General features: G+C 68.9%; 11 protein-coding genes. 2 read left to right on the top strand and 9 right to left on the bottom strand.

From position 1 onward, the window contains the following. The first annotated feature begins 94 nt into the window (after positions 1-94). Positions 95-1,279, top strand: coding sequence for a MarP family serine protease (locus tag ACOKR1_RS17515; RefSeq protein WP_422934199.1), 1,185 nt, complete (start codon positions 95-97; stop codon positions 1,277-1,279). Positions 1,280-1,297: 18 nt separating this feature from the next. Here the strand turns inward: ACOKR1_RS17515 and aroQ are convergent, their stop codons facing one another. Next, positions 1,298-1,804, bottom strand: a complete 507-nt coding sequence (gene aroQ / locus ACOKR1_RS17510; protein WP_422934198.1) for a type II 3-dehydroquinate dehydratase — start codon at positions 1,802-1,804, stop codon at positions 1,298-1,300. Between the two features lie 266 nt (positions 1,805-2,070). On the opposite strand from aroQ, the gene ACOKR1_RS17505 reads away from it, so the two are divergent. Next, positions 2,071-3,006 carry a cupredoxin domain-containing protein gene (locus ACOKR1_RS17505; protein WP_422934197.1) on the top strand — a complete coding sequence of 312 codons (936 nt, stop codon included), beginning with the start codon at positions 2,071-2,073 and terminating at the stop codon, positions 3,004-3,006. A 91-nt stretch (positions 3,007-3,097) separates the two neighbouring features. On the opposite strand, the gene ACOKR1_RS17500 is transcribed toward ACOKR1_RS17505, so the two are convergent. From ACOKR1_RS17500 to ACOKR1_RS17465, 8 genes are all read right to left on the bottom strand, one after another. Further along, on the bottom strand, positions 3,098-3,865 hold the full coding sequence (locus ACOKR1_RS17500; RefSeq protein WP_422934196.1) for a DeoR/GlpR family DNA-binding transcription regulator: 768 nt from the start codon (positions 3,863-3,865) through the stop codon (positions 3,098-3,100). Between the two features lie 2 nt (positions 3,866-3,867). After that, positions 3,868-4,776, bottom strand: a complete 909-nt coding sequence (locus tag ACOKR1_RS17495; protein WP_422934195.1) for a carbohydrate ABC transporter permease — start codon at positions 4,774-4,776, stop codon at positions 3,868-3,870. Continuing rightward, a complete protein-coding gene (locus ACOKR1_RS17490) occupies positions 4,773-5,681 on the bottom strand; it encodes a carbohydrate ABC transporter permease (RefSeq protein ID WP_422934194.1) in 909 nt (302 codons plus the stop codon). The genes ACOKR1_RS17495 and ACOKR1_RS17490 overlap by 4 nt, the downstream gene beginning before the upstream one ends. Before the next feature lie 81 nt (positions 5,682-5,762). Continuing rightward, positions 5,763-7,082 (bottom strand): ABC transporter substrate-binding protein, encoded by a 1,320-nt coding sequence (locus ACOKR1_RS17485; RefSeq protein WP_422934193.1) that lies wholly within the window; start codon positions 7,080-7,082, stop codon positions 5,763-5,765. 155 nt (positions 7,083-7,237) lie between these two features. After that, positions 7,238-9,274 (bottom strand): beta-galactosidase, encoded by a 2,037-nt coding sequence (locus ACOKR1_RS17480; RefSeq protein WP_422934192.1) that lies wholly within the window; start codon positions 9,272-9,274, stop codon positions 7,238-7,240. 210 nt (positions 9,275-9,484) lie between these two features. Further along, on the bottom strand, positions 9,485-9,787 hold the full coding sequence (locus tag ACOKR1_RS17475) for a hypothetical protein (protein ID WP_422934191.1): 303 nt from the start codon (positions 9,785-9,787) through the stop codon (positions 9,485-9,487). A 253-nt stretch (positions 9,788-10,040) separates the two neighbouring features. Further along, complete coding sequence (locus ACOKR1_RS17470) at positions 10,041-11,129, bottom strand: acyltransferase family protein (RefSeq protein WP_422934190.1); 1,089 nt, start codon at positions 11,127-11,129, stop codon at positions 10,041-10,043. A 4-nt stretch (positions 11,130-11,133) separates the two neighbouring features. Then, entirely contained in the window at positions 11,134-13,305 is a 2,172-nt protein-coding gene (locus ACOKR1_RS17465; protein WP_422934189.1) for an alpha-galactosidase, read from the bottom strand. Between the last annotated feature and the right edge of the window lie 148 nt (positions 13,306-13,453).

Here is a 13,453-nt window from a genome sequence, read left to right as displayed (position 1 = left end):
GGCCATTCTTCCAGATGTTGCAAGCTTTTGTGACGAACGCACCACCAGCGCCCCGCCCAGCTTTGCCCCAGACAGCGTCGGTAGACTGGCGAGGATGTTCGATACGACCTTCCTGGACCTTGTCCTCGTGGTGGTCCTGATCGGCTACCTCGTCTACGGGGTGCGGGCAGGTCTCCTCGTGAGCCTCGGCGGGATCATTGGCTTTCTCGTGGGCGGCATGGCCGCCTTCTTTGCTGTGCCCCTCGTGAGCCAGTGGATGTCGGACAGCTCGTGGCGGGCTGCCGCCGTCGTCATCACGGCGATTGTGCTCATGGTCGCGGGGAACGCGGTCGGCACGATGCTGGGCCGCCGCCTCCGGGGCCGGATCACGTCGAAGCCGCTCGGCGTGGTCGACCGGGTGCTCGGCGGGCTCGCGAATCTGTTCGTCGCGGCGATCGTCATGTCGATGCTCTCGTTCACGGTCTCGAGCGTGGGCGTCCCCGTCCTGTCGCAGCAGCTCGCTTCGTCGAAGGTCATCACCGCGATCGACGACGTCACGCCGGACCCGCTCAAGGCCGGCGCCGCCCAGATCCGCGCGTTCGTGCTCGGCGACACGCTGCCGCGCATCATCGAGGGGATTGGGCCGCTCAAGCCGGTCCCGATCCCGGCCGAGAACACGGATTCGTCCGCGCTGCGCACTGCGGCGAAGTCGATCGTGCGGATCACCGGGACGGCGTTCCAGTGTGGCCAGAACCAGACGGGCAGCGGCTTCGTCGTCGCGCCGGACCGCATCATGACCAACGCGCACGTCGTGGCCGGGGTCCCGCAGCCGGTTGTCGAGACCCAGACCGACGGCGCCCGCACGGCCCGCGTGGTGTACTTCGACCAGGTCCACGACCTCGCGGTCCTCGCGATCGAGGGCTCGTCGCTGGCCCCGCTCAAGCTCACGGACAACAGCCCCGCTGGCACGTCCGCCGCGTTCGGCGGCTACCCGCTCGGCGGGCCCTTCCAGATGCGGCCGGCCGCGATTCAAGGGACGACGACGGTGCTCGCCCCGGACATCTACGGCGCCAATGCGGTCCCCAAGTCCGTCTACCAGATCTCCGGCAACGTCCAGCAGGGCAACTCCGGCGGCCCGCTCCTCACGACGAGCGGAGCCGTGACCGGCGTGGTCTTCGCGAAGTCGGACAACACCCAAGACGTGGGCTACGCGATCACCATGAGCGAGGTGCGGCCCGTCGCCGACCAGGCGCCGAGCCTCTCGCAGCCGGTCCAGCCCGGCACCTGCACGCGCAAGTAGCCGCGGGCCCGGGCGGGGTCAGGCCTCGCGGTCCCGCGTGAGCTCCGCGAGGTAGTCGATCGCGAAGCGATACCCGAGCGTTCCGGCCCCCGCGATGACCGCCTTGCACACGTCGCTCAGGTACGAGTGGTGGCGGAACGGCTCGCGCGCGTGGACGTTCGTGATGTGGACCTCGACGGCGGGGAGAGCGACGGCGCTGATCGCGTCCCGGATCGCGACGGACGTGTGCGTGTAGGCCCCCGCGTTGATGACGATGCCGAGCGACTTCTCCCGCGCCGCGTGGATCGCCTCGACGAGAACGCCCTCGTGGTTCGACTGCACGAAGTCGCAGCCGAGTCCGTGCGCCTCCGCCGCGCCAGCGCACAGGCGCTCGATGTCGCCGAGCGTCGCCGTGCCGTACTTCTCCGGCTCGCGCGTTCCGAGCAGGTTCAGATTCGGGCCGTTGACCACGAGGATCGTGGGGTGGCCCGGCAAGGATGCGGCGGGCGCAGGCGTGGCGGTCGAGGGCTCAGTGGGCTGGGTCATGGTCCGATCTTACGGCGGTCGCGGGAGAGGTCTTTCGGCTGTTGTCCCCCTCGGCCAGAAGTCCTACCCTTATCCCAGTTCCGGGGAGACGGAACAACAGCACCCTCCATCGGCGAGGTCTCGGCGCCGAAGCGGCACCGCGGCAAGTGATGGGGCGCGCCGCGAGTTGGTCCGCACACGGCCTCCCGTGTCAGCGGGAGGCGAGCACCCGCCGTCGTCCGCGCTGGAGGAGGGCGGCACGCTTTTGTCCTCAGGAGCACCCTCCGATGTCCATGCGTCCGTTCAAGCGATCCGTCTGGGCCGCGATGGCCCTCGTCGGCCTCATTGTGGGCCTCTTCGGCGTGGCGCCCGCCCAGGCGTCCGTCACCACCAACCCCAACACCGTCATGTGGAAGGTCCTGGTCGGCGAGCAGTCCCCGGATCTCGCGATCCAGGGCATGCGCTTCCTGCCCGGCGAGATCTGGATCGACCAAGGCGACTCGATCGACTTCGTGGCCAACAGCGCCGAGATCCACACCGTGAGCTTCGGGACGCCGCCGATTCCACCCACGGGCGTCGGCAGCCTCTTGGCCGACGCCGTTCCGCGGGTCGGCGGGCCGGTCTTCGATCCGACGGCACCGTGGACCAATTCCGGGATCCTGACCACGGTGTCCACCCCGGACTTCCCGACCGTGACCTCGTATCAGCAGAAGTTTGCTGCTCGTGGCGACTTCACGTTCTTCTGCCTGATTCACGGCGACGTCATGTCGATCACCGTGCATGTCGGTGCACCGAACGCGCCGTATCCGCACACGCAGGCGTTCTACGACGCCCAAGCGGCGGCCCAGAAGGCGGCGGTCCTCGCGGACGGCTACAAGCTCTGGGCTGACACCGCCGCGCTGGCCACCCCGACGCACGTCTTCGTTGGCGCTGGCGACTCCACGGCGATGGTCATGCGGTTCATCCCGACGGTGGACACCGTACACCTGGGCCAGACCGTGACGTTCGATCTGGCGGCCAACATGATGCCCGTCCCCCACACGGTGACGTTCACGACCCTGAGGCAGAACGGCAAGCCCGTGGATTCGGGTCTGCTGCTCGAGGCGTTCCTTGGCGGTCCGTCGACGTTCTCAGTGACCTTCGACCAGCTGGGTTCGTGGAACTACCTCTGCGAGTTCCATGACGATCTGGGCATGCTCGGAACCGTCAACGTCATTCCGTAGCCTCCGCTTCACCGGACGACGGCGGCGCGGCACCCCTTGGGGGCACCGCGCCGCCGCTCCGTGCCCGGCGGGCGCGCGCTGCCGGAACGCGTCAGCCGGCGACCCGCACCGAGGGAACGCGGTCCCGGAGATACGAGAGGGCCGGTCCCGGGAGGGCGGCGTCCGTCACGATGCCGTCCACGTCGTCGAAACCGCAGATGCTCCCAATGCCCTGGACGCCCCACTTGCTGTGGTCCGCGACGACGATGAGCCGTCGCGACGCGGACGCGAACGCCTGATTCGTCTCCGCCTCGAGCAGGTTCGGCGTCGTGAAGCCGGCCCGCTCGTCCATGCCGTGGACCCCGAGGAACAGCAGGTCGAGGTGGAGGCTCCGGATCGACGCCGTGGCGAGCGGCCCCACGAGGGCGTCCGACGGCGTGCGCTCGCCGCCCGTGAGCAGCACGACTGAGCCGGACGAGGACGCGTCGAACGCCTCCATGACCCGCACCGAGTTGGTGACGACGGTGATGCGGGGCCCGGCGGAGAGGGCCTTGGCGAGCATCCACGTCGTCGAGCCCGCCGTGATCCCGACGGCCATGCCCTCCTGCACGAGTGCCGCGGCCTCCCGAGCGATCGCGGCCTTCTCCTCGAGATGCTGCGTCGACTTGAGCGCGAAGCCGGGCTCATGGGTGCCGACTTCGCCCTGGACCATGACACCGCCGTGGACGCGGGTGAGAAGCCCCGCGTCGCTCAGCGCGTCGACGTCGCGGCGGACCGTCACGGCGGAGACCCCGAGACGGTGGGCGAGGTCGGCGACCTTGACCACGCCTTCCTCGTGGACGGCGTCGAGGATTGCGGACTGCCGTGCTGCCGCGAGCATGCCTACCCCTTGCTTGAGCCGAGGGTGAGCCCGGCGACGAATTGGCGTTGGAGGACGAGATAGATGATGAGCGTCGGGATGACCGTGATCGTGGCCCCAGCCGCGAGGAGATTGTAATTGCTGAGGAAGTCGCCCTGCAGGTTGTTGATCGCGGTGGTGACCGGAAGCCGGTTGCCGCTCTGGATGAAGAGGAGCGGCCAGAAGAAGTCGTTGTAGATGAAGATGACCTCAAGCGTGCCCAAAGCGGCGAAGGCGGGCCGGCAGAGCGGCATGATGATCGACCAGTACTGGGTCCAGATCCCGGCGCCGTCCACGAGTGCGGCCTCGGTGAGGTCCTGCGAGAGGGCCTTCATGTAGTTCGAGAGGACGAACGTGCAGAACCCGATCTGGAATGCCGTGTCCACGACGATGACCGAAATGTACGTGTTGAGGAGGGAACCGGAGTCGCTGAACCAGTACGGGAGCTGGATGAGCTTGAACATCTCGAACAGCGGCGCCGCGAGGACCTGCGGGGGCAGGAGGTTTCCGGCCGTGAACATGATGAGCAGCGTGATGTTGAACTTCCAGCTCACGCGGCTCACGGCGAAGGCCATGAGCGAGGCGAAGAAGAGGGTCAGCAGGACGGTCGGGACCGTGATGAGGACCGAGTTCCAGAAGTAGTGGGAGAAGCCGCCCTGGTTCCAGGCCGTGACGAAGTTGTCGAAGTTGAAGGGCCCGGCGACGCTGAAGTAGCCGTTCTTGTTGGTCGACTCGATGGGACGGAGTGCCGTGTAGAGGGACCACGCGAGCGGGAGGAGCCACATGACGGAGAGGACCAGGAGCACGAGGTGCGTCGCGTAGTGGCGTCTCGGCTTCGAGCCGCCGCGCTCGGTGCCGCGCGCCACGCGGGTCGGGGCGGTGATGGTGGTCATGATTCTTTCGCTTCCTTCCCGAACGTGCGGGTGAGGTAGAAGACGATCGGGACGAGCGAGATGACGAGGAGGATCGTCGCGAGCGCCGAGCCGACGCCGATCACCTGTCCCTCGCCGACGAGGTTCTGGATCACGAGGGCCGAGATGAGCTCGAGGCCGTTGGTGCCGCGGTTGATGACGTAGACGATGTCGAACGCGCGCAGCGATTCGATGATCGTGATGACCACGATGACGATGTTGATGGGGCGCATCGCGGGGAAGACGACGCGGAAGAACGTCTGGGCCGCGTTGGCACCGTCGAGCGACGCCGCCTCCTTGAGCGCCGGGTCCACGCCCTTGAGGCCCGCCAGGTAGAGCAGCATGACGTACCCCGCGTGCCGCCACGTCGCGGCGATGAGGGCGGCCCAGATGTTGACGTTGCTGTCGCCGAACCAGTCGACGGCGCTCGGGGTTCCGGCCGTGCCGAGGAGGTAGTTCAGGAGGCCGTGGTCGCGCTGGTAGAACAGCTGCCAGATCACGCCGACCAGCGCGAGGGAGAGCATCACGGGGACGAAGAAGATGCTCTGGTAGATCCTGCTGCCGCGGATCTTCTGGTCGAGGAGCACCGCGAGGAGCAGCCCGAGCGGGGTCGCGATGAGCGCGAGGAACGCGAGCCACAGGACGTTGTGCTGGACCGCTGGCCAGAACGGCGGATAGTTCTGCGCGACGTACTTGTAGTTGTCGAGGCCCGTTCCGCGGATGTCGGTGAGGGCGAGGCCGTTCCATCGCGTGAAGCTCAGGCCGATCGACATGAGGGTGGGGAGCCAGACGAAGATGAGCTCGATGAGGGTGGGAATCGCGACCATGAGGGTCAGGACAATCTTGTCCCGCCTCGTGAGCCGCCGGACCTTGCGGATTCTTGGCATGGAAGTTCCTGCAGTAGTCGGGCCGGCGCGGGCGGGTTGGGGCGTCCGCCCGCGCCGGCTGTCTCTGTGATTGCTTGCGAGCTACTGCGCGGCGTAGAGCGTCGCGGCCTGGGACTCGAGGTTCTTGATGTCCACGGTGCCGTCCTTGATGAAGCTCTGGAGGGCGGGGATCATGACGTTGTTCGCCATGGCCGGGAGCGCGTCGCGGTCGAAGAACTGGCTGATCGACTTCGCGTTGGCGATCGCGTCGGCACACTTCTTGTTGAGCGCGGAGAACTTCGACGTGTCGGCGCCCTTGGCCGTCGCAATGTTGGAGGTGTCCACGGAGTAGTACGCGTTCTGCGCCTCCGGGGTGCCCATGAACTGCAGGAAGTCCTTGGCCGCCTGGTTCTGGCCGCCCTTCTTCGAGAGCAGGAGGCCGTCGATCGGCGCCTCGATTGCGTCCTGGCCCTCGACCGCGATGGACGGGAACGGGAAGAAGTCGATGTCCGCGAGCACCGCGGCGTCCGTGAACTGCTGCGTCACGAACGAGCCGAGCAGGTACATGCCGGTCTTCTTCTGGCCGAGGAGCTGCGCCGCGTCCTGCCACGTCTGCCCGAGGGCCGCCGGGTCCTGATACGGCAGGAGCGCCTTCCAGGTGTCGAAGATGGCTTGAACCTTGGGCTGGTTCCATGATTCCTTGTGGGCGCAGAGGTCCACGTGGAACTGGTAGCCGTTGAGCCGCATGTTGATGTAGTCGAACGTGCCCATGGCGGGCCAGCCGTCCTTGTCGGCGTAGCCGATCGGGATGATCCCGTCCTTCTTCATCTTGGCGGCAAGCGTCTTGAGGTCGTCGAAGGTCGTGGGGACGGTGTAGCCCTTCTCGGCCCAGAAGCTCTTCCGGTAGAAGAAGCCCCACGGGTAGTTGTAGTTCGGGACGAAGTACATCTTTCCGTCGGGGCCGGTCGAGGCCTTCTTGAGCGCCTCGGAGTAGTTGCCCCCGATCTGCTGCCACACGTCGTCGATGGGCGCGAGGAGGCCCTTGCCCGCGTAGTACTGCATGCGGTAGCCGGCGAACCACGTGAACGCGTCGTCCGGGCTGCCCTGGAGGTAGGAGTTGATCTTGTTCTGGAAGTCGTTGTGGGGCACGACGTTCGTGGTCACGGTGTCCCCGGACTTCTTCTGGAACGCGTCGACGACCGCCTGATAGGCCCGCTTCGGGACGTCGTCCGAGGCCGAGGAGCCGAACGTCAGGCTCTTGCTGCCGCTCGAGCCGCCCGCGGGCGCCGAGCCGCCCGTGCAGGCCGAGAGCATCGGGATCCCCGCGAGGCCCACGGCGCCGATGCCTAGGGTTTTCAACAGGGTGCGGCGGTCGACGGCAGCCGGGAAGAGGGAGGAGGAACCGCTGCGCTGAGTGTCCATGTGTGTCTCCTGAGATGAGGGGCGTGGTCGGTATGACCGCGCCTGTGACCTGCGCCACATCCGCAAGCATAGACATTCAAAAACGATCGGAAAAGATCAGGAACGAAAAAAGTTCCGAACCGTGATCTTCGCGCAGCGGTCCCCCTTTCCTCCGCCTACGAGGCCAGGCGCACGACGGCGACGCTCCCCGCGGGCACGCTCAGATCGCCGTCCGTCGGGGTCCCCGAGAGGAGCTCCAGGCCATCGACGGCGAGCCGCGCGCTGAGCTCGCCGTGGTTGATCACGAACACCCACGAGCCCTCCGGGGACGCTCGCGTGACCACCTCGACATCGGGCTGATCGATCACGCGGGCCGCCGTGTCGAAGCCCGCGTCCTCGAAGACGCGGGGCAGGAGGTCCGCGAGTGCCAGCGCGTCGGGCGACGTGCCGACGTAGTACGCGTGGCCCGCGCCCGCGGCGTTCCGCGTCATGGCAGGCGAGCCCGCCGTGGGCCCCGCCTCGTAGCGCGAGACGACCTGCGCCGTCGTCGTTCGCCCCAGCTCGCTCCAGCGGGCCCCGGCGCCGGTGGTGAGCGCTACGGCCTCCTCGGCGCGCAGCGGGAAGAACTCCTCGATGTCGATGCCCAGGAATTCCCGGAACGCGCCTGGGTAGCCGCCGCCCTCGACGGGGTCCATGATGATCCGGTCGTGCTCGTCGACGATGCCCGAGAAGTACGTGAGCACGAGCGTCCCGCCGCCCTCGACATAGCGGCGAAGGTTCTCGGCGCCGCGCTCCGTCACGAGGTAGAGCATGGGGGCGATGACGAGCCGGTAGGCCGAGAGATCATCGGTGCTCTGTCGGACGTCGGTGGTGATGCCCGCGCGGTAGAGGGCGTCGTGCCAGTCGCGGAGCTCACGCACGGGTTTGGCCTCGACGCTCGGATGCGAGTCGAGCTCCGCGCCCCAGCGGGCGTCCGTATCGAACACGATTGCGGCGCTCGCGACCACCCGGGAGCCGGCGACCTCGGAGACCGCCTCGAGGGACCTGCCGAGCTCCACGACCTCGCGCCACACCTTCGTGTCCCGGCCCGCATGGGGGACCATGCCCGAGTGGAACTTCTCAGCCCCCGCGCGGGAGGCGCGCCACTGGAAGAAGAGGATCCCGTCCGCGCCTCGAGCCAGGTGCTGGAACGAGTTCCGGAGCATCTGGCCCGGAGCCTTCGCGATGTTGCGCGGCTGCCAGTTCACGGCCGAGGTCGAATGCTCCATGAGCAGCCACGGGCTGCCCGCGGCCCAGCCGCGCGTGAGGTCCGCCGTGAGGGCCAGGTCCTGCTGGTTCCGGGGGTCCTCGGCGATGAGGTAGTGGTCGTTCGAGACGACGTCCATGCGCGGGGCCCAGCGCCAGTAGTCGATCGGGGCGTGGAGGCCCATGTTCGAGCCCATGAAGTTCGTGGTGACCGGCTTGTCCGAATGTGCGCGGATGATCGCGGCCTCCGCCTCGAAGCACTCGAGGAGCGAGTCGGAGGAGAAGCGCGCGAAGTCCACCTGCTGGGACGGGTTGACGTGCGTGCCCGAGTGGCGCGGCGGCATGATCTCGGCCCAGTCGTAGTAGTGCTGCGACCAGAACGCCGTTCCCCACGCTTCGTTGAGGGCGTTGAGGGTCCCGTAGCGGTCCTGCAGCCATGCCCGGAAGCCGCGCTCGGCATGCGGGCCGAAGTCCGGCTGGTTGTGGCAGCCGTACTCGTTGTGGACGTGCCACATCGCGAGGGCGGGATGCGAGGAGTAGCGCTCAGCGATCGCGGTGGTGAGCGCGGCGGCCGCGCGGCGGTAGTCGGGCGAGCACGCCGCGAAGGCCTGGCGCGAGCCGTGCGTCTGGCGGACTCCGTCCGCGTTCACCGGTGCGGAGTCCGGGTATTTGACCGTGAACCACGGCGGGGGGGACGCGCTCGCGTTGGCGAGGTCCACGGCTACGCCGTTCTCGTGCAGGAGGTCCATGATCTCGTCGAGCCAGCCGAACTCGTAGCGGCCCTCCTCGGGCTCGAGCAGGGCCCAGCTGAAGATGCCGAGGCTCACGAGGTTGACCCCTGCCTCCCGCATGAGTTCGACGTCGTGCTTCCAGACCTCGCGGGGCCACTGCTCGGGGTTGTAGTCGGCGCCGAAGGCGATCCGGGGAGTTCCGTCGCCGAGCCGACGCGTGAGGTCGTTCATGTCCATGGGCTGCCTGCCTGAGGGTGGGGTGGGATGGGGTGAGAGATGAGGGGTGGGTTGAGGGGGCGGGTGGGGCGGATCGGTATATGGGTCCGGCGGCCACCGCGGCTCACGGCTCTGCAGTGGCCGCCGTCACACCAGCCTATGGCACTCGAACAGGAACGTACAGAAGGAATCAAAAACGAAAGTTCGCTGTTGTCTCTGGGCGATCAAGCCTCAGAGGTCGAGGCACTCGTTGATCTGAATCGTGCCGCCGCGCGCGATGTACGGGTGGTCCGAGAGCAGCGCCCGTGCGTCGGCGAGGGAACGCGCCTCGATGATTGAGTAGCCGTCGATGTCGACCGCGTCCACGGGCTCGCCCCTCGCGATCTGGCCGCCGAGCAGGAGCGGCGTCCCGAAGTCGACAAGTGCCGCGCCGAGGGACCTGTCCGCCCACTCGCGCAGGGCTGCCCTCGAGGCTCTGATCGTGTCGGCCTCCGGATACGGCATGCCGTGGTACGTGATGAGGAAGCGCGTCATGGCCCCTCCTTCCGACCGGTTGAAGCTACGGTACGCCCGGGCGCGGCAGGAGCGAAGGTTCCAGCACGCGCCTCGCCGGCCCGCCGCCGTCGTCCGCGTGGTGCCGGTCCAACCCGGCCGGCCCGCCGCCGTCGTCCGCGTGGTGCCGGTCCAACCCGGCCGGCCCGCCGCCGTCGGATTCCGACCAGCCTTCAGCTGCGCCTTCGGCGCGCCGCGGCCCGACACGCCGCGTGAGGCGCAAACGGGCGGCCAATCACGGTCGGGAACCGACAGGCGCCTGAGCCGCGAACCGCCGCAGTCGCCGAGCCGGGTGCTCAACCGCGACGCAGCTGAGGAACGCGAGCGGCCAGACGAGGGCCAGGGCAACGGTTGCGTAGACGAGCACGGGCACGTGAAGCGGCACGCGGACCGCCGCGAGGAGCTGCTGCACGGGCCATCCGTAGAGGTAGACGCCGTAGGAGACGTCGTATCGCGAGCCGACGCGCGAGAACGTGGGCAGCGAGCCGAGGGACAGGATCGCGTAGGCCAGCGGCAGCGGGGCCAGCGCCGTCCCGTAGCCGGTTGAGTAGAGGGCCCAGACGGCGAAGACGGACAGAACGCCGGGAAGAAGGCCCACCGGAATCCGGCTTCGCGCGGTCGCGAGGACGGCGCCCGCCATGAAGATGGCGAGGAGAGGCAGGACGAACTCGACGCGATTCGGCCCGAACCCGCCGACGAGCAGCTTGCCGATGATCGCACCCGTCGACGCGGCGAAGAGCAGGAAGATCGGCACACCGCCTCGCCGCGAGAGCCTCCGGGAAACGAAGACGGCAAGCCCCACGAGGCCGTAGCACACAACCTCCCACGTGAGGGTCCACAGGGGGCCGTCCCAATCGAGGCGGTCGTGATTCCCCAGGAGCGAGGCCGCGATCGGGGGAGTGTCCATGAAGCCGACCGAGAGGCCGAGCGCCGACCCGAGGAAGGACAGGGCGCCCGATACGCTATAGCGGCCGTGGGTGATCAGCGCGCCGAGGGGAGCCGCGAGGAAGGCCACGAGGAAGGCCGAGGCCGCCATCGCGGGATAGATCCGGAGGAATCTCGCGGCGACGTACTCGAGCGGGGTGGCCCGCTCCGCGCTGACCGTGATGAGGTAGCCCGAGATGGCGAAGAACCCCATCACTCCAAAGGTGCCGAGTTTGATTCCGTACAGCTCCGGTTCGGGCCCGTACCCGCCGAGCCACCACGCGTGGGAGACGATGACGCATCCCGCGAAGATGAGCCGAAGCGCCCCGAGAGAATTCGACTGCGATCCGAGGACGGTCCCGAGGCTCCGCGAGCCGAGGAGCTCCCCAGCGGCCCCCACGCGCTCAGCCCACCGCCGTGACATGGAGCAGGATCGCGTGCTCCGGGCGCAGGATCGGCAGCGGGAGCCCCACCTCCGCGAGGAAGCGGCCGGACGCCGTCGCGCCATCAGCCAGCCAGGCCGGAGGCGAGACGTGCGCGAACGTGTCCTGCCAATCGCCGTCGGCGGGGGTGGGAAGGACCGCCTCGACGCGGTACTCGAGCCCGGGGTCAAGGCCCGGAAGGCCCACGCGGCCCGGGGCCTCCGCCGCGAGCGTGCCGAGCGCGACGGCGGCGAAGAGCGCCTCGGTGCCGTCCTGCGACACGACACCATGGAGGGCCAGGTGGGGCTCGGTGACGTCGGCGTTGACCCGGACGCCCGAATGGAGGAGCGCCCGGTGCCGCTTGTACAGCGCGATCGCGCGCCGAAGGGTCTCGCGCTCGCGGGGCGTGGCCTGGCGGATGTCCCATTCCATGCCGAAGTGCCCGAACAGGGCCGTGATCGCGCGGAACGAGATGTCGTGGACGCGCCCTGTCGTGTGCGAGTGCGTGGGGCCCACGTGGGCTCCCACGAGCTCGGGCGGGAGCACGGCCTCGGTCCAGCGCTGGATGGTGTGCCGCTCGAGCGCGTCGTTGCAGTCCGACGCCCACACCCGGTCGGTGTGTTCCAGGACGCCGAGGTCCACGCGCGCGCCGCCCGAAGCGCACGATTCGATCTCAACCCCCGGATGCGCGGCCCTGAGCGCGTCGAGGAGCCGGTAGTACGCGAGCGTCTGCGCGTGGACCGAGGGCCGCCCGGCGTGGCCGTGCTCGGTGAGATCCCTGTTCTGGTCCCACTTGAGGTAGGCGATGCTGTTCTCGGAGAGGAGCGCGTCGAGCCGGCCGAACACGTATTGCCACGCGTCCGGGTTCGCGAGGTCAATGACGTGCTGGTGCCGCCACTCGAGCGGCAGGCGGCCGCCGTCCTTGTGGGAGACGGCGGAGGGGCCTGCGATCCAATCGGGGTGCTCGCGAGCCACGTCCGAGTCGAGGTTCACCATCTCGGGCTCGACCCACAGCCCGAACTCCATCCCGAGCGAGGTCACCTTCTCGATGAGCGGCGTGAGGCCGCTCGGCCAGATGGACTCGTCGACGTACCAGTCGCCGAGCCCCGCGTGGTCGTCGCGGCGGCCCCGGAACCAGCCGTCGTCGAGCACGAAGCGCTCCACGCCGAGCTCGGCGCCGAGCGTCGCGAGCTCCACGAGCGGCTCGAGGCGGTGGTCGAAGTACACGGCCTCCCACGTGTTGAGCACCACTGGCCGCTGCCGGCCCGCGACGGTGTCCACGTGGTGCGGACGGGCGCGGAACCAGCGGTAGAAGGCGTCCGTGATGCCGTCGAGGCCGCGGTCTGAGTACGCCGCATAGAGCACGGGGGTGCGGTAGGACTCGCCGGGGCCGAGGACCACCTCGCCCGGGCCGAGCAGCTCGGCGGCGCCGAGCATGCGGCGCCCGTCCGCGAGCGAGTCGAGATACTGCTCGTGGTTCCCCGACCAGCCGAAGTGCGTGGCCCACACCCGGCCCGAGCGGTTCGAGAATCCCGTGGTCCCTGCCGCGACGAGGAGGGAGGAGTCGTGGCCGGTTCGTCCGTGGCGGCCGGAGCGCACCCACGTGCCCTGCCGGATCGTCTGGCGCTGCGGGTGGTTCTCGCGGCACCAGCGGCCCGTGAGGTCGAGCAGCTCCGCGGCGTCGCCGGGGACGGGGACGACGGCGGCCAGTTCCTCGAGCTGGTAGGGCCCGCCTCCCGTGTTGGTCAGCTCGTGCGCGATCTCGAGGAGCCCGCCCTCGTGCAGCGCGAGCTCGGTCGTCACGCTGAGCCCCGCCGCGGCGTCGGCCTGGACAATCCGTGCCCCGCGCCCGTCGAGCGTCGCCTCGGCGGACACGACGCGCAGCGCCGGGGAAAATGCGATGCCGGGCACCCCGCCGTCGTCCGTCCTGTGGCCGCGCACGGCCGGGCGCCCCAGCCAGCCCGAAGAGGCCTGGGGGAGGAGGCCCGCGACGACCGGGACGTCGTACGCGGAGTGCGGGATGGGCGGACTCAGGAGGCCGAGGCTGGGGATGGAGCCGCCGAGGTCGGCGCCCCAATGCACGATCTCGGCCTCGCCCGCATCGAAGGCGAGCAGAACGCTCGTGCCGGCGTAGCGGAGATGAAGGTGGTCCATGGGTCGCTTTCGGTGGGCTCGGGTTGGGTGCGTGGGCTCGGGTTGGGTAGGTGGGCTCGGATTGGGTGGGTGAGGTTCTAGGGGAGCCATGGGCAGGGGCCCGGCCGAGGCCGGGCCCCTGCGGTGGGGTCCAGTATTGTCCCCCGGC

Origin of the sequence: Sinomonas sp. P47F7, from assembly GCF_049332655.1 — a bacterium.
Taxonomy (GTDB): domain Bacteria; phylum Actinomycetota; class Actinomycetes; order Actinomycetales; family Micrococcaceae; genus Sinomonas.
Note: the sequence above shows the minus strand (reverse complement) of the source record. Positions and strands in the feature narration are given on the sequence as shown.